The organism is Stutzerimonas stutzeri (genome assembly GCF_000952685.1).
Taxonomy (GTDB): Bacteria; Pseudomonadota; Gammaproteobacteria; order Pseudomonadales; family Pseudomonadaceae; genus Stutzerimonas; species Stutzerimonas stutzeri_E.
Map to the genome: position 1 here is coordinate 195,649 of NZ_JYHV01000011.1, position 15,639 is coordinate 211,287.

At 61.2% G+C, this 15,639-nt stretch carries 17 protein-coding genes and 1 riboswitch; of the genes, 9 read left to right on the forward strand and 8 right to left on the reverse strand.

What is annotated here, in order from left to right:
* Positions 1 to 130 precede the first annotated feature (130 nt).
* The gene (locus UF78_RS04750) at positions 131 to 616 is read right to left on the reverse strand and encodes a DUF2726 domain-containing protein (RefSeq protein WP_045160881.1); all 486 of its coding nucleotides are present in this window, start codon (positions 614 to 616) and stop codon (positions 131 to 133) included.
* A gap of 489 nt (positions 617 to 1,105) precedes the next feature.
* On the reverse strand, positions 1,106 to 1,693 hold the full coding sequence (locus tag UF78_RS04755; RefSeq protein ID WP_045160882.1) for a TIGR00730 family Rossman fold protein: 588 nt from the start codon (positions 1,691 to 1,693) through the stop codon (positions 1,106 to 1,108).
* Between the two features lie 797 nt (positions 1,694 to 2,490).
* Between UF78_RS04755 and UF78_RS04760 the strand changes: the two genes are divergently transcribed.
* The gene (locus tag UF78_RS04760) at positions 2,491 to 3,402 is read left to right on the forward strand and encodes an SDR family oxidoreductase (RefSeq protein WP_045160883.1); all 912 of its coding nucleotides are present in this window, start codon (positions 2,491 to 2,493) and stop codon (positions 3,400 to 3,402) included.
* Between the two features lie 65 nt (positions 3,403 to 3,467).
* Here the strand turns inward: UF78_RS04760 and dauA are convergent, their stop codons facing one another.
* The gene (dauA, locus tag UF78_RS04765; protein ID WP_045160884.1) at positions 3,468 to 5,201 is read right to left on the reverse strand and encodes a C4-dicarboxylic acid transporter DauA; all 1,734 of its coding nucleotides are present in this window, start codon (positions 5,199 to 5,201) and stop codon (positions 3,468 to 3,470) included.
* 193 nt (positions 5,202 to 5,394) lie between these two features.
* Here dauA and UF78_RS04770 point away from each other — a divergent pair, with 193 nt between their 5' ends.
* Positions 5,395 to 5,682: a PA4642 family protein gene (locus UF78_RS04770; protein ID WP_045160885.1), complete on the forward strand. Its 288-nt coding sequence runs from the start codon at positions 5,395 to 5,397 to the stop codon at positions 5,680 to 5,682.
* A 326-nt stretch (positions 5,683 to 6,008) separates the two neighbouring features.
* The gene (gene mqo, locus UF78_RS04775) at positions 6,009 to 7,496 is read left to right on the forward strand and encodes a malate dehydrogenase (quinone) (protein WP_045160886.1); all 1,488 of its coding nucleotides are present in this window, start codon (positions 6,009 to 6,011) and stop codon (positions 7,494 to 7,496) included.
* A 56-nt stretch (positions 7,497 to 7,552) separates the two neighbouring features.
* Here the strand turns inward: mqo and UF78_RS04780 are convergent, their stop codons facing one another.
* Positions 7,553 to 7,747: a hypothetical protein gene (locus UF78_RS04780; RefSeq protein WP_045160887.1), complete on the reverse strand. Its 195-nt coding sequence runs from the start codon at positions 7,745 to 7,747 to the stop codon at positions 7,553 to 7,555.
* 164 nt (positions 7,748 to 7,911) lie between these two features.
* Between UF78_RS04780 and UF78_RS04785 the strand changes: the two genes are divergently transcribed.
* On the forward strand, positions 7,912 to 8,496 hold the full coding sequence (locus UF78_RS04785) for a YajG family lipoprotein (protein ID WP_045160888.1): 585 nt from the start codon (positions 7,912 to 7,914) through the stop codon (positions 8,494 to 8,496).
* 222 nt (positions 8,497 to 8,718) lie between these two features.
* Here the strand turns inward: UF78_RS04785 and UF78_RS04790 are convergent, their stop codons facing one another.
* Positions 8,719 to 10,083, reverse strand: a complete 1,365-nt coding sequence (locus UF78_RS04790) for a DUF1329 domain-containing protein (RefSeq protein WP_045160889.1) — start codon at positions 10,081 to 10,083, stop codon at positions 8,719 to 8,721.
* 440 nt (positions 10,084 to 10,523) lie between these two features.
* Between UF78_RS04790 and UF78_RS04795 the strand changes: the two genes are divergently transcribed.
* A complete protein-coding gene (locus tag UF78_RS04795; RefSeq protein ID WP_230623569.1) occupies positions 10,524 to 10,802 on the forward strand; it encodes a hypothetical protein in 279 nt (92 codons plus the stop codon).
* 25 nt (positions 10,803 to 10,827) lie between these two features.
* On the opposite strand, the gene UF78_RS04800 is transcribed toward UF78_RS04795, so the two are convergent.
* Positions 10,828 to 11,991 (reverse strand): 1-acyl-sn-glycerol-3-phosphate acyltransferase, encoded by a 1,164-nt coding sequence (locus tag UF78_RS04800; RefSeq protein WP_196298636.1) that lies wholly within the window; start codon positions 11,989 to 11,991, stop codon positions 10,828 to 10,830.
* 251 nt (positions 11,992 to 12,242) lie between these two features.
* On the opposite strand from UF78_RS04800, the gene UF78_RS04805 reads away from it, so the two are divergent.
* The 4 genes from UF78_RS04805 (at position 12,243) to UF78_RS04820 (ending at position 14,269) form a co-directional block, all read left to right on the forward strand.
* The gene (locus UF78_RS04805; RefSeq protein ID WP_045160891.1) at positions 12,243 to 12,425 is read left to right on the forward strand and encodes a CPXCG motif-containing cysteine-rich protein; all 183 of its coding nucleotides are present in this window, start codon (positions 12,243 to 12,245) and stop codon (positions 12,423 to 12,425) included.
* Positions 12,426 to 12,686 carry a DUF2007 domain-containing protein gene (locus UF78_RS04810; RefSeq protein WP_045160892.1) on the forward strand — a complete coding sequence of 87 codons (261 nt, stop codon included), beginning with the start codon at positions 12,426 to 12,428 and terminating at the stop codon, positions 12,684 to 12,686.
* A 75-nt stretch (positions 12,687 to 12,761) separates the two neighbouring features.
* Entirely contained in the window at positions 12,762 to 13,382 is a 621-nt protein-coding gene (locus UF78_RS04815) for an SOS response-associated peptidase (protein WP_045160893.1), read from the forward strand.
* A gap of 77 nt (positions 13,383 to 13,459) precedes the next feature.
* Complete coding sequence (locus UF78_RS04820; RefSeq protein WP_045160894.1) at positions 13,460 to 14,269, forward strand: M48 family metallopeptidase; 810 nt, start codon at positions 13,460 to 13,462, stop codon at positions 14,267 to 14,269.
* A 24-nt stretch (positions 14,270 to 14,293) separates the two neighbouring features.
* Here UF78_RS04820 and UF78_RS04825 read toward each other — a convergent pair whose 3' ends face one another.
* Positions 14,294 to 14,737, reverse strand: a complete 444-nt coding sequence (locus UF78_RS04825) for an ester cyclase (protein ID WP_045160895.1) — start codon at positions 14,735 to 14,737, stop codon at positions 14,294 to 14,296.
* A gap of 84 nt (positions 14,738 to 14,821) precedes the next feature.
* The gene (locus UF78_RS04830) at positions 14,822 to 15,409 is read right to left on the reverse strand and encodes a TMEM165/GDT1 family protein (RefSeq protein WP_045161099.1); all 588 of its coding nucleotides are present in this window, start codon (positions 15,407 to 15,409) and stop codon (positions 14,822 to 14,824) included.
* Positions 15,410 to 15,427: 18 nt separating this feature from the next.
* Positions 15,428 to 15,633, reverse strand: a riboswitch (yybP-ykoY riboswitch).
* Positions 15,634 to 15,639 lie beyond the last annotated feature (6 nt).

Sequence of the window (15,639 nt, forward strand, 5' to 3'; positions counted from 1 at the left end):
TACCTCGAACGGGCCGATCGAACGGTGAGGCGGCTTGGGGTAGTGATGCGGGCGTGTGACAAATGATCCGCCGCCGGATTCCATTCTGTCGAGTGAAAGCCGCTCGATACCGATGAGGGCTCCGATGCCGTCATGCAGGGGGGACGGTTGCCCGATCTATCGCGGTGCGCACTTCGCCATAGGAGCGTGCCGTTTCCGGCGTCAGGCGCACCAATGGCAGGCCGATCGTCTGGCAAAGCTCATCGAGGAAGGCGTTGGTTTCGGATGCTTGTTCCATCTCGATGGCGCAGCGAGGCTCCAGCGTATCCCGGTCGCACAGAAGAAAGTCGAAGCACGCCGCCGAGATCCGGTTGACAGCCTGGTACCAGGGCGCGCGTCGGGGAATCGCTGTCACCTCGGCTACCTCGGCGAGCCGTACCTTGGCCAGGATGAGGTAATCGTCGCCTGCCGCTTGCTGCAGCAATGCCAGCAATTCCTGTTCGCTCGGTTGCAGGAAGGGGCGCTTCAGTTGGTAGGGCATCCGTAGCGCGGGGTGGTTGAATTGCCGCTGCTTGATATAGAAGACCAGCGCGAAGCAGACGAAAGCCACCAGCACCAGTCCAAGAAAAGCGGTCATCTCGCGGCTATCGACAGGGGGGCGGGCTGGACTGCCTGAACGGGTCGGATGCACATGGGGTTGTTCCTCAACGTTTAAAAAAGAGTATCGAGCCTGCACCTTGGAGCGGGCAGAGCGAGGGGAGTTCGTTCAGGCATAGGCTGTACTTATCCCGAGTATCTGTGCAGCGTTCTGTGGATAACCTATGAGCTTACCGCCGGAGGCCATGTGGCACTAGCGCTTTGCGTGTCTGGTCATGCTTTGATCAGTTGTCGAGGAGCTTGCTTCGAGGCACAGTGTCGTCTCATGCACAAGCTCTTAAACATTGATATTCAAGAATTTTTATTCAGACCAGAGCACCACGCTTACAGTTATCCCCGTTTACTGTGGAGAGTGTTGTGGATAAGTGCAGGTAAAGGTCCCGGAGGCGCCACGCCCGTTGGGCTGGAAAAAACTGTTCGTTTTTCATACAGCCGCCGAGGGCGGTCCCGGCGGCGGAGACTCTTGGAATCAAACCGCCGAAGCGTTGTGCCAACGGCTGTCGGCGCTGGGCTGCCAATCGCCCAACAGCTGCAACAGGGTTAGAGGTGATTCGCTGCGCTGCAGCATGTCGCGGTACCGCGGCTTCACGAAACCTTCTTCGACGAGGTGGTCCAGGAAGTGGCTGAGCTTGCTATAGAACTGGTTGATATCCAGCAGACCGAGGGGCTTGCTGTGATAGCCCAGTTGCCCCCAGGTCCATACTTCGAACAGTTCCTCCAGGGTGCCTAGGCCGCCCGGCAGCGCAATGAAGGCATCGGACAGTTCAGCCATGCGGGCCTTGCGCGCGTGCATGCCGTTGACGACTTCCAGCCGCGTCAGCCCGGTGTGGCCGATTTCAGAATCTTTCAGACTTTGCGGGATGATGCCGATCACTTCGCCGCCAGCAGCCATCGTGGCATCGGCTACCACGCCCATCAGACCAACCGCGCCGCCTCCGTAGATCAGCCGGATGCCGTTCGCCGCCAGCGTCTGGCCCATTGCGATGGCCGCTTCACGATAGATGGGGTTGGCGCCGGTGCTGGCGCCGCAGAATACGCAAATCGATTGCAGGGACATGATTCACTCCGTCAGTAGGACGGCTGGCAGCGTAACGCCGGCTTCCTCCAGGGCCAAGCGTCAGTAGGGCTCGCCGATGCAGGCGCCGCTGATTCCCAAGGCATAGTTGGCAAATAGGGTCTGGATCATCTCGAGGCTGGGCATGGGGACGCTCCTTGGTTGTTGAAAACAAGCCTAGTCGCTCCTTGGCGCCCAGCCTTGTAGCTTTTTCGCATCGCTCCGATAGCGTAACGGGCAAACTTATCCCCGAAGGCTGTGCAAACTTCTGTGGATAAGCTCTTCGTGTTTTGCTCAAGTAGGCGTGGGTGCTGGCATTGCTGGCGCTGATCAAGAAATGACCAACGGCTATGCGATGTCCTAAGTGCTTGTTAAGAAGGTTCTTTTGCGTTACTGCGGCTAGAAGCTCGCAGTCGGATTGCGCCGTTTTGTTATCCAGCGTTACTGTGGGGCGCTCTGTGGATAACGTGGGGAAACCAGGCGCTAGCCTGCTGCGTGTCTGGTTTGTAGTGGGGTGGTCGAAAATTGATCAATTAGCATCTTGCGAAGCGACCTCCTCAATTACCCATCGATCGGCTTCGCTGCATGCCTCGAGCAGGCAGGTCGAGCAGCGTGTCAGTCCTAAGTGCCCCCGCGCGGCGCTGGGCTGACAGCGGCGCTGACGCCGGACTCGACATCATCCCGACGCCTTATGCCGCGGCATTCATTCGTGGCGGTTTTGATTGTGGGCAGGTTTGGCCTGACTGACACTCGCCTGATCCCATACAACACATCCAATCAAAACCGCTGGAGGATATCCGATGAGTGAAGCCATTCGCTTCGAAGACAAGGTGGTCGTGGTGACCGGCGCCGGTGGTGGTCTCGGCCGCGCCCATGCGCTGCTGTTCGCCCGTCACGGGGCCAAGGTGGTGGTCAATGATCTGGGTGGCAGCGCCCAAGGCGAGGGTGCCAACGCCTCGGCTGCCGATCGCGTCGTTGAGGAAATCCGTCAGGCCGGCGGCACCGCGGTGGCCAACCATGACTCGGTGACCGACGGCGGCAAGATCGTCCAACAGGCGCTGGACAGCTTCGGCCGCATCGATGTGGTGGTGAACAACGCTGGCATCCTGCGCGACAAGACCTTCCACAAGATGGAAGACGCCGACTGGGATCTGGTCTACCGCGTGCACGTCGAGGGCGCCTACAAGGTAACCCGCGCCGCATGGCCGCACATGCGTGAGCAGGGTTATGGCCGGGTGATCTTCACCGCATCGACGTCAGGTATCTACGGCAACTTCGGCCAGTCCAACTACGGCATGGCCAAGCTCGGCCTCTACGGGCTGACCCGCACTCTGGCGCTGGAAGGACGCAAGAACAACATTCTGGTCAATGCCATCGCCCCCACTGGCGGCACGCGCATGACTGAAGGGCTGATCCCGCCGCAGGTCTTCGAGCAGCTCAAGCCCGAGCTGGTCAGCCCGTTGGTGGTCTTCCTCGCCAGCGAACAGTGCCAGGAAACCTCCGGGCTGTTCGAAGTGGGCGGCGGCTGGATGGGCAAGGTGCGCTGGGAGCGCAGCCTGGGGGCTGGTTTCGACCCGAAGGTCGGCTTCGATGCCGAAGACGTCGCAGCCAGCTGGCAGCAGATCTGCGATTTCGAGAATGCCGCGCACCCGGCTGACAACATGGAAGCGCTGAAGGAAATGATGGCCAACCTGCAGAAGCACGCCGGTTAAGGCCTCCGGGTCGGGCTGCGCTCCGTGGGCGGTCGCGCGCCCGCTCTGGTCCGGCCCGGGGCGAATCAGCTCGCGGCGGCGGTCGGTGCGCTTGCTAATAGCAGGCGCAAGGCCTTCGCCCGGGCCTGGGTGAGATCGCGCACGTAGTACAGCTGTCCTTCGAGCAGGTGGATGCCGGCGCGGCGCAGCTTGAGTCTTATCCGGGCATTGCTGCCACAGAGGATCAGCGCGATATCCTGTTTTCGGTAGTCCAGCAGAACGTTTTCCAGCGCTGCCAGAGCGGTCATGTCCAGCGTTGGCACGCCACTGATATCGACGATGACGATCTTCACTTCCGGGTTGAAGCGTCGCAGCACGCTCAACGCCTTCTCCGCAGCACCGAAGAACAACGGACCGCGAATCGCATAGGCGGCGACGTGCTCGGGCAGATCCTGCAGCAGCCGGTTCTGGGCGGATCGCAGGCTAGTGGTATCGGTCAGCTCGCTCATGCGCTTGATAAACAGACCCGCGGCCAGCAGCAGGCCGACGCCAACCGCCAGCACCATGTCGAACAGCACCGTCAGGATCAGGCACGTCAGCAGCACCAGTACGTCGCTACGAGGTGCGATGCGCAGGGTCTTGAGCACATGCGGTGCCTCGCTCATGTTCCAGGCCACCATGAGCAGCAACGCCGCCAGGGCCGCCATCGGCAGATAGCTGAACAAGGGCGCCAGCCAGAGGATGGCGACCAGCACCACGCCCGCATGAATGATCGCCGCCAGCGGTGAGAAGGCACCTGCGCGCACATTGGTGGCACTGCGGGCGATGGCTGCGGTGGCAGTGATGCCGCCGAACAACGGCGCGATCAAATTACCGATGCCCTGACCCAGTAACTCGGCGTTCGGGTCATGGCTGCTGCCAGTCATACCGTCGGCCACTACGGCGCAGAGCAACGACTCGATAGCGCCCAGCATGGCAATGGCGAACGCAGGTGCCAGCAACTGACGGAACAACTCGAAACTCAGCATCAGCGGTTGCCCGTCCGGGCCCGGCAACAGCCAGGGCCAAGCGAAATCGGGAAGAAACGGCGGTATGCCGGGATGGGAGACGCCATCGCCCATGTAGCTGAAGCGTTCGCCCAGCGTGGCCACGGCCAGACCGGACGATTCCAGTGCCATGCCGGCCAGCGCGCCGACGACCAGTGCCACCAGGTGGCCGGGTACCTTCGGCACCAGACGCGGCCATATGATCAATACCGCCAGGCAGAGCACCGCCACCAGTGCATCACCCGGCTGTGCGCTGGGCAGCGCGCGAGCCAGTTGGGTCAGTTGCTCCACGTAGTGCTGAGGTGGTTCGGTAATGGTCAGCCCGAACACATCCTTGAGTTGCAACGTCGCGATGACGATGCCGATGCCCGCGGTGAAACCCAGGGTCACCGGATAGGGTACGAAGGCAATCAACTTGCCCGCGCGCAGCAATCCGAGCGCAATCAGGATCAGCCCGGCGAGCATGGTGCAGAGCAGCAGTCCGCCAAGGCCGAACTGCTGGGTGATCGGCAGCAGAATGACCACGAACGCGGCCGTTGGGCCGGACACGTTGAATCGGGAACCTCCCGTCAGCGCAATCAACGGCGCGGCGATCAGCACGGTATACAGACCATGCTGCGGGGCAACACCCACCGCGATCGCCAGTGCCATCGCCAGCGGGATGGCGATGATGCCCACGGTCAGCCCGGCAATGATGTCACCGCGCAATGCGTTGGTGCCGTAGCCCGCGCGCAGGGCCTGACGCCAGGCAGCGAAGAGGGGCGGAAGGTTCATGCCAGACACTCCTTGTGGGCAAAGCGCGAGTATAAGCACAGCGCTCGAAGGTGCGTCTGCAGCGACGCAACAAGCTCGATAAATCGACGATATTCGAGTACGACCTTGGTCGCAACGCACGCTGGCGCGTTGAGTGCGACCGTTGCGCGGAGTAAACTGCCGCCCCCGTAAGGCTCGTCGAACCGGAGAAACCATGCGTAAAGACAAGAAACAGGTGATCGGCGAAGAGATCAGCGACGAATCGATCCGTTTGTTTCTGGAGCCGGAGCCGGCTGACGAAACACCGCCCTCGCTGCACAAGCTGATCAAGGCCTATCGAGGACTGCGCGTCGATGATTTCGAGCGTTTTCTCGGATTCTTTGTCGAAGCCGGATACGACCTGAATGCGAAAGATGCCAAAGGGCGTGATTTCGTTGCGCTGATTGCTGACCAGCGCCAGGCCGAGCCCTATATCGAGCTGATCGAGGCCGCTCGCGGCTGATTTCATTTCACTGGCGGAGCGCCTGTCGAGGCGCGATACCCGTCGGACTGGCTGCGCAACCGACAGCCGCAATCGATTTTCTCGCTGCATGCGTCCCGTAGAGCCCAGGCCTATCGCCCCGCTCCGGGAAGCCTCGGAGCGAGAGGGAGGAGGCCAAAAGCCGTTCTCCCGACAGCGGACAGGCACCCAGCGGTGACTGTCTTCGGGCACAAGCCCGAGCAGCGGTATGGAAACCTACTCCGTTTCTAGCCGCCTGGCTGGTGGTTCTACACGATCGCGTACTGCGGTCGTGACAGTTTAATGCTGTGATTCTGGAGAACGCGTTAATGACGCAACACGATAGCGAAGCCGTGGATTTGGTACTGGTGGGAGCCGGTATCATGAGTGCGACTCTGGCAGTACTGCTCAAGGAACTCGATCCCGACATCAAGCTGGAAATCGTCGAACTGCAGGAGTCCGGGGCCGTCGAAAGTTCGAATCCCTGGAACAACGCTGGCACTGGCCACGCCGGGCTGTGTGAGTTGAACTACACGCCGGACACTGGCGGCCCGATCGATATCAAGAAAGCTGTCACCATCAATACCCAGTTCGAGGTTTCCAAGCAGTTCTGGGCCTACCTGACGGGTCGTGAAGGCTTCGGCAGCCCCCGCGACTTCCTCAACGTCGTGCCGCATCTGAGCTTCGTTCGCGGCAGCAAGAACATCGATTTCCTGAAGCGTCGCTTCGACGCGTTGAAAACCCATCATGCCTTCGAAAACATGGTCTACACCGAAGACCGTGCCACTATGGAAGAGTGGATGCCGTTGATGATGCCGGGCCGCCCGGTCGACGAGCCGATTGCCGCCACCCGTGCGCTGAACGGCACTGACGTCAACTTCGGTGAACTGACTCGGCAGATGCTCGAATATCTCGCGGTCAAGCCGGGCGTGAAAATGTCCTATTTCCAGAAGGTCACCGGCCTCGAGCGCAACGGCAAGGGCTGGCGCGTGGAAATCAAGAACACGCGCGACGGCAGCAGCCGTGAACTCGATGCCGGCTTTGTCTTCCTGGGCGCGGGTGGCGGGGCGCTGCCGCTGCTGCAGATGTCCGATATCGAAGAAGGCAAAGGCTACGGCGGCTTTCCGGTCAGCGGCCAGTGGCTGCGCTGCGACAACCCGGAAATCGTCAAGCAACACCAGGCCAAGGTCTACAGCCTGGCGGCCGTGGGCGCACCGCCGATGTCCGTTCCGCATTTGGACACACGCGTCGTTGACGGCAAGACGTCCCTGCTGTTCGGGCCCTATGCCGGCTTCACCACCAAGTTCCTCAAGCATGGATCGCCGCTCGACCTGCCATTATCGATCCGTCCGAGCAACCTCAAGCCGATGCTGGCTGTCGCGCGCGACAACATGGACCTGACTCGCTACCTGATCAAAGAGGTCAGACAGTCCATGGAGGATCGTCTGGAAACGCTGCGTGGCTTCTACCCCGAAGCCAAAGCCGAAGACTGGCGTCTGGAGGTGGCGGGTCAGCGCGTGCAGATCATCAAGAAAGACCCGAAGAAGGGCGGCATTCTGCAATTTGGCACAGAGCTGGTGGCGGCGCGGGACGGCTCCATCGCCGCCCTGCTAGGGGCGTCCCCGGGTGCTTCGGTCACCGTATCGATCATGCTCGATCTGATCGAGCGATGCTTCCCGGAGCAGGCGAAAAGCGAAGCCTGGAGCCGCAAGCTTGGCGAAATCTTCCCGGCCCGCGAAAAGGTCCTGGAAACAGACGCGGTGGCGTATCGCGAAGTGGCCGCCGTGGTCGACAAGCGTCTGGGCCTGGCCGACTAAGCACGGCTTTCGGTTGTACCTGAAGCCGCGCCGCCCTTAACGGGCCGCGCGGCTTTTTATGCGTCGTGCCGAAGCGCCACCTGCGGCAATGCCTGGCCGATCCATCCAAGGTGTATTTCCATGACTTCTATCCAGCGTTCGCCTTGGGGGCGCTGGGTGGACGTCAACAGCATGCGGCAGCGCTGCTCATCGTCGAGCAGGGCGTAATGGCGCCGTATCGGACGCCTGAATAGTGCGGTCAGCAAGGTCATGAAGCGGCTTCCTGGAGGCTTCGGCGCTTTATCGCACCCTGGTGTTACCGTTCGATGACCGCAGCCTTATCGGGCCCGGGCGGGTCTTTAGCGCATCCGCTGTCAGGCGATTGCAAGGCTGGTTATACTTCGCGGCATTCATCCCTCATCTGGAGAAAGACAGCATGCTGAAACGCCTGTTGTTCAGTCTTGCCGCCGCGTCGGCCCTGGCTCTGGCAGGTTGCGCACATAGTCCGCAGCAGCTCGACCCGACCCCTAAGCTCACTGGCACCATCAATCCTGTCGGGCAGGGGCAGCCGGTATCGGTACGGGTCGTGGACGGTCGCCCCTCCGCGACGCTGGGCACCCGTGGCGGCCTGTATCCGGAAACCAGCGCTGTGATCGTGCCGAAGGAGAAGGTCATACCCAAGCTTCAGGCAGAGACCGAAGCGGCCGTACGCCTGCTCGGCTTCACACCGTCGCCCAATGCCTATAACGCCCCTCAGTTGACCCTGACGTTGGCCGAGCTGAAGTACCAGTCGCCGAAGGAAGGGCTCTATGTGACCGAGGCAACCATCGGCGCAACCTTCCGGGTCGAAGTACAGAACGGTGGCCGTCGTTATACCGGCCGTTATGGCGCCTCGCTGAACCAGCGTTTCGGTATGGCCCCGAACGAGCAGACCAACACCAAGTTGGTCAGTGAAGTATTGAGCGATGCGTTGAGCCGCGCTTTCCGCGACCAGAGCATCGGCCAGGTATTGGCTCAGTAATCAGCAACGACTGGTCATGCCTCGGTAACGCAAACCCGCATCTCGATGCGGGTTTTTTGTTTCGACGCACTCTGTGAAAGGCTTCGAAGATGCAATGCTTGGGAGCCAAGCCTTGCCGTCACGGGTGCTCAGTTGCCATAGCGAGCCAAAGGTCGAGCGCAAAAAAAAGCCCCGACAGCGCACTGCTCGGGGCGTTTTTTTATGAGCGGGCAAGTGCTCGGATCAGCGCACGCCGGAATTGCGCAGCGCAGCCGGGGTGTACTGATTGGAGTTGGCTTCGTAGTTGTAAACGTACGGATTCTTCTCCTCGTTCTTCATGCCCATCACCAGATAGCGACCGGAAACCAGGTCATACAGGGTTTCCATCGAATACAGCGGTACCTGCACGTTGAAGAAATATTGTGCATGAGCCTCGGCGACGCGCCATAGGGTGTTACGGCCGTCGTAGTGGTCGATCACCGCGGCCTGCCAGGTATCCTCGTCGATGAAGAAGTGGCGCTTGGCGTAGATGTGCCGCTCGCCGTTCTTCAATGTCGCTTCGACTTCCCACACGCGGTGTAGCTCGTAGCGGGTCAGGTCCTGATTGATGTGGCCAGCCTGGATGATGTCGTCATATTTTAGCTTCGGTGAGTCCAGGCGGTAGGAGTTGTAGGGAATGTACATCTCCTTCTTGCCCACCAGTTTCCAGTCGTAGCGGTCCGGTGCACCGTTGAACATGTCCAGGTTGTCGGCGGTACGCAGGCCATCGGCCGCGGTGCCGGGACCGTCATAGGCAACCTGTGGGGCACGACGCACACGGCGCTGGCCGGCGTTATAGATCCAGGCCATGCGGGGTTCTTTCACCTGGTCCAGGGTCTCGTGCACCAGCAGGACGTTGCCGGCCAGTCGCGACGGCTCGGTGACTTGCTGCTTGAAGTAGAAGAGGACGTTGCCGTGCTTCTCTGGGTTGTAGTCGCGCAAGGTGTCGGTATAGACCACTTCGTCGACGAACTTGACCAGGTTGTAGCTGCCATTCACCTGAGGCGTAGCCTGCGCCACCACGCGACGGGCCGAGCCGCCACGGTAGCGGGTGATATGGTTCCAGGCCACTTCCAGGCCATTCTGAGGAATCGGGAAGGCGATTGCGGTATCGAAGCCTTCCAGGCCGTTGCCGCCGCGGACCAGTTTGGTATGGGTCGCGTTCTTCTTCGCCGCGTCGTAGATTCGTTGCGGTACTGCAGCACTACGGTGGGTTTCGAAAACAGGCAGGCGATAGGTGTCGGGGTAGCGCTTGAGCATGGCGATCTGGCCAGGGCTCAGGTTGTCTTTGTATTGCTCGACGTTTTGCGCCGTGATGGTGAACTTCGGCTTGTCGTTCGGGTACGGATCGCCGACGAAGCCATCGGCGCTGACGGCTGCGGCATCCTGTGGCAAACCTCCCGTCCACGCCGGAATAGTGCCAGCGGCGTTGCCGGCTTTCTCTGCTCCGGTGGGCGTCAGGCTGTCACCCAGCTTGGCGGCCTCGGATTCGGATACCTCCGCCATGGCTCCACTTGCCAGCAGGGCGCTGGCCAGCAAAGAGACTGTGAGGGCCCCCGTCTTTAACATGTTCTTATTCATTGTTAGTCCTGTTGATCTTGGGTAACTGATTCCCTGCGAGGGGTACCGTAAGCGCGGCGTTCGCAGGTAGCGACCTCCACAACGTAGTGGCGGACCTTGTGGTCCGGTAAGTGGCGTCAGGGACGCAGCGACTTACAAGTTGCCGTTCGCTCGACTCCGTGGCAGTCCCGCCTGCTTGCTCAATTCAGGCGCACGCTCTATTCCGGTTGTCCGAGACGAGATGAGGGTGGAGCTGAGGAGGACTATAAGTCAACAATCGAGACGGGGCCTATCTGCATAAATGGCGCAAATACCCGGCAAATTGCCATCTGTCGGTTGCGTTTCGCTTTGTCGGAAATGGCTGAACCGGCGGTTGCGCTTCGGTAGACTCCGCAGCCGCATTGGCACTCGATACCGGGCCAGCATTTTTTGTGTTCGTGGAGGTTCGGTTGTTACTGAATATCGACTTTTCGGGGCTATCCAGCCTCGCCACCGTGCTCAATTCGATGGCGTTACTGATCGCGCTCAGCGGTGGCTGGTTGTTGCTGGCGACACGTTGGCGTCAGCAGCTCGCGGCCAATTCCGCGCCGCTCGCCAGCGTCAGCCCATCGACCGCCAGGCCGATCGGGGCAGCGCGAACCCAGCGCATCGATTCTTTTTTCTATGGCTTCGGCTTCAGCAGCCTGGCACTGGCCTGGCTGCTTTCTGAGCTCGCCCGGCTGACATAGTCACCCGCCGGGTCGCTCTTGGCGATCAGAGGCTCAAGCCTGCCTTCAGCCTGTGCTGATTACGTACCGGAGTGGCGTACTGCTGGATCAGGTAAGGCTGTTGCACGCTGGGACATGCGGCCAGGCGCTTGCTCCATTCAGCCTCGGCACGCGCGATTTCTTCGCGACTGAACAGTTCGCCGAGCTCGGGTATCGATAGCTCCGTATCGCGTCCGTCCCAGATCTGGTACGCCAGATAATTTACCGGGAACAGGCGGTAGTCGCAGAGAATCTGCTGGTCGATGGCGAGCGCCAGTTGCTTGGCATCGCTCGGGACGTCGGTGATCGGTGTGCCGAAGCTGACGTGCACGCGGCCTTTGTAGCCGGTGATACCCAAGGCAATGCTGGTGTCATCCTCTCCCGGTGCCTTGGTGTAGGTGCCGGTGGTGGCGCGGATGTAAAGCTCGCGAGCCTTGGCCTGATCGCAGGGGTCGTACTCGTAGCTGATCGAGACCGGGGTGGGACGCAGGGCGGCCATGGCTTCGGCAAAAGGTTCGTCCTTGCGGCTCATATGCAGCATTTTCAGTATTGCCGAGTCGGTGCGATCGTCACCATCCTTGGCGCGACCTTCGGCTTGCGCAATCCAGATCGATTCGCCGTCGTTGAGGATCGAGTGGTTGATGTAGGCGGAGAGCACCTGGTAAGCCGCGAGCTTCTCGCGTCGACCGGTCACCGAGCGGCGCACGATGAAGCTCTTGTTCAGCCGCATCAGGTCGCTGACGAAGGGGCGTTGCAGCAGGTTATCGCCGATGGCGATGCGCGGTGTGCGCATCTTGGCTTGGAATACCGCGTAATTGACGAAGGCCGGATCCATCACGATGTCTCGGTGGTTGGCCAGAAATAGATAGGCGCAGCCGGGCTGGATTTTTTCAAGCCCGGAATAAGTGATGCCATCCGTGGCTCGTTCGATGGTGCGTTCGAGATACATCTCGATCCGCGCCTGCAGCGTGTCGACCGAATGGATGCTGGCGAACTCGCGCCGCAGGCGTTGCGCTATAAGGGGTTTCAGCAACCAGCCCATCGGGCCGGCCAGCCGCGGAAAGCGGAAGTGCGCCAGAATATCGAGGAACTCTCGGTCGGCGAACAGTCGCGCCATCACGGCAGGGACTTCAGCGTCGGCGTAGGGTCGGATGGCTTCGAATTCGTCCATCATGCTCTCTGTAAGGGAAACAACTGAATGACCCCACTCATGTTGGGTCGAAATTAGGTCTGTTGGTGTTTCGGTGCGGTCTCGGCGCAAGCGCTGAGCAGGACGCGAGTCGTCCGGTTTGTTCATTCGCAACGGGCGGCGAGTTACACCGCTATGCTCCAAGCAGGGCCGCCCTTCGGGAGGCAACGCGACGGGCGCATTCTCAACAGACTGGACGGCGATTATAGCGGCAAGTCAGGCAGGAGACGCTGATGCTGGAATCACAGGACTACCAATGCCCCTATTGTGGCGAAGCAGTGGACGCGCTGCTTGACCTGAGTGGTGGGGACCAGCGTTACATCGAGGATTGTCCGGTCTGTTGCCGGCCGATCATTTTCGATCTACGGACCGACGGTACCGACTGGCAACTCGATGTGCTGCGGGAGGATGAATAGGTGCAGCGCGTTTACGAGCCGCGCGACCTGCTCGAGGCCGAGATGCTGCGCGGCATGTTGATCGCCGAGGGCATCGAGGTGTTTCTGAGCGGGCGGCACCTGATCGGTGCGATGGGCGAATTGCCGGCTGCCGGTCTGCTCGGGTTGATGGTCGACGATGAGCAGGCCGAGCGCGCGCGACGGCTGATCGCTGAGTACAATGGCGCCGAGCCGCTGCCGGGTGACGAGCCGGAAAGCTATCCGGGCGAGCTCATCTGCTGATACTGGCCGAATCAATGGCCACAGCCGTGCCCTGAGGCCGGCGCCGTCGATCTTTCTCCTACGAGTTCCGTTTCCATGTGTGGCCGCTATGCGCTGTTTCGCTGGAGCCCGGCCTTTGCCGCGCTGCCTGGTTTTCCCGCCGATCAACAACCGCACTGGAGCCTGTCGCCCGGTGCGTCGGTCTTGCTGCTGCGGCAGATCGACGACGTGCTGCAACTCGACAGTGTGCGGTGGGGGCTAACCCCGGCCTGGTTGACCGATTTCACCCGGACGCCAGCGCAGGCGCGGGCAGAAACCTTGGCCGAGCAGCCGATGTTTCGTGACGCCTATCGCCTGCGCCGGGGTGTGCTGCCCGCCAACGGCTTTTACGAATGGCGCGGCACCGCTCGCAAACGGCCCTACTGGATGACTGGAGAAGATTCGCTGCTGTATTTCGCAGCCATCTGGGAGGCCTATCCGGTGCACGGGCATACCTACCTCAGCGCGGCTGTGGTGACGCTGCCCGCAGCAAATCAGCGGCGGCCATTGATGCTGGATCAGGCTGCGATGGCCGCCTGGCTCGATCCGCAGAGCTCGCCTGAGGCGCTGCAGTCCCTGCTGGCCGCACCGCAGCCGGCGCTACGCGAGCGCCCCCTGGCGACCTTGGTCAATGACCCCAAACTGGATGCTCCAGAATGCCTGACACCGGTGAACTAGCCGCAAGCCAAGCAGGCCGGTTGCTCGGCCGCCGGGCTCGCTCTAGCATACGGCGCAGAATCAACGGGAGACGCGACATGCTCAAGCGGCATCCATTAGCTCTTTTTCTGGCGACCTCCGTGCTCGTCGGTTGTCAGGCCGTCAATACCACCAGTGGCGGTGCGGTCGGGGTCGATCGCAAACAGTACATGTTCAGCATGTTGTCGACCGAACAGGTCAATCAGATGTATGCCCAGTCCTACCAGCAGACCCTGAGCGAGGCGTCGAAGAAGGGCATGCTGGAAAAAAACAGCGCCATCAGCAAACGCGTCAATGCCATCGCTCAACGGCTGATCGCCGAAGTACCGGCCTTTCGCCCGGACGCGGCGCAATGGGACTGGGACGTCAACGTCATCGACAGTCCGGAACTGAACGCCAACTGCGGCCCGGGCGGCAAGATCATTTTCTATACGGGGCTAATCGAAAAGCTGAAGCTGACCGACGACGAGATCGCTGCGGTGATGGGCCATGAAATCGCCCACGCGCTGCGCGAACACGGCCGCGAGGCGATGTCCAAGGCTTACGGCGTGCAGATGGCTACACAGATCGGTTCGGCGTTCGGGGTTGGCGATGGCAGTCTGCAGCTCGCCAACATGGGCGTTGAATACCTGATGACGTTGCCTAATAGCCGCAGTAACGAAAACGAGGCCGACCTGATTGGATTGGAGTTGGCGGCGCGCGCGGGCTACAACCCGAATGCGGCGGTCAGCCTGTGGCAGAAGATGGCCGCCGCCGGTGGCTCGGCCCCGCCGGAATTCCTCAGCACGCACCCGTCTTCGAGCAGCCGCACGCAGGCGCTGCAACAGAACATTCCGAAGGTCATGCCGCTGTACCAGCAGCGACGCTGAGGCCGGCAGCTGTCATCGCCCGGATCAGGTCGGTGGCAGCGTTACCGGGATGGGGCTGTCCATGCCCAGTTGTTTACGCGCGCTTTCGAGGTCGAACAGCGTGTTGATTTCCTCGATGTCGCCTCCGGGGTTGAGCGTCCAGATCGACATGGCGGCGACGGTGAGAATCTTGCCGCTCGGCGCGAGGCCGAACACCGGTTTTTCCAGCGTACCGAATAGGGTGCTTGAGGTGACTACGCGATTGCCTTCGCTGAGGCATTCATCCACCACTACTTCGAGGTCCGGGAGCGCCTGGCGGATCTCGCGCACGATCAGACCGAAACCGGCACTGTTGACCGGTTGTGCGATGAACGAGCTCCTGTAACTGAAGTAACGACTCTGCAGTTGTTCGGCCAGTGCCAGACGACCTTTACTCCAGCTCAGGTCGATATGCTGCTGCACCCTCCGTTTTCGTTCCTCCGGTGACATGCCGCTTGCTCCCCTCAAGTGCCGCCAGAATGCGGTGAAGACCCACTCTAACAGCACCGGCGACATGGCAATTTGCGCTGCGTATCAGACTGGAAGCGTGCCGCTCAAGGTCAGGGCCTGATAGACGGCATACAGCGCCAACGCGGCGAAGCCAGCGGCGGCAACACGGCGAATCAGGGTAAGGGGCATGCGATCGGCTGCGAAATTTCCAGCCAGTACCACCGGTACGTTGGCGATCAGCATGCCCAGGGTGGTGCCGATGATTACCAAGACGAAATTGGGGTATTGCGCAGCGAGCATGACGGTTGCGATCTGGGTTTTGTCACCCATCTCCGCCAGAAAGAACGCGATGAGGGTGGCAGCGAAGGGACCGAAGCGCCGACCGCGCGAGGCTTCGTCTTCCTCCAGTTTGTCCGGTACTAGCGTCCACAGCGCCACGGCGGCAAAGGAGGCGGCGAGAATCCAGCTGAGAATGGTCGGAGAGACCAGCGATGAAACCCAGTTGCCGACGGCTCCGGCTGCGGCATGGTTGGCCAGCGTGGCGACGACGATACCCCAGATGATCGGCAGCGGGCGCCGATAGCGGGCCGCCAGCAGCAGGGCGAGCAGTTGCGTCTTGTCGCCGATCTCGGCCAGAGCAACGATCAGGGTTGGGATGTAGAACGATTCCAAGCGAACTTCCTTGCGGGGGCGGGTCGACGAAATCACCATGACACGCACCGCCTGCCCGCCCCGGGTCAGGTGTACGTGTCATGGGTCTTGTCAAACCAGGCGAGGCTGCGTGAACAGGCCGCGCGGGTCGCATGCGCCATGGTCTGTGGACCAAGTGTGTTGACGCATGCCAGGCGAGCAGGGCGCTCGCCGGAGACTACTCCCCCAGGACGGGCGCGAGTTTGCCCAAG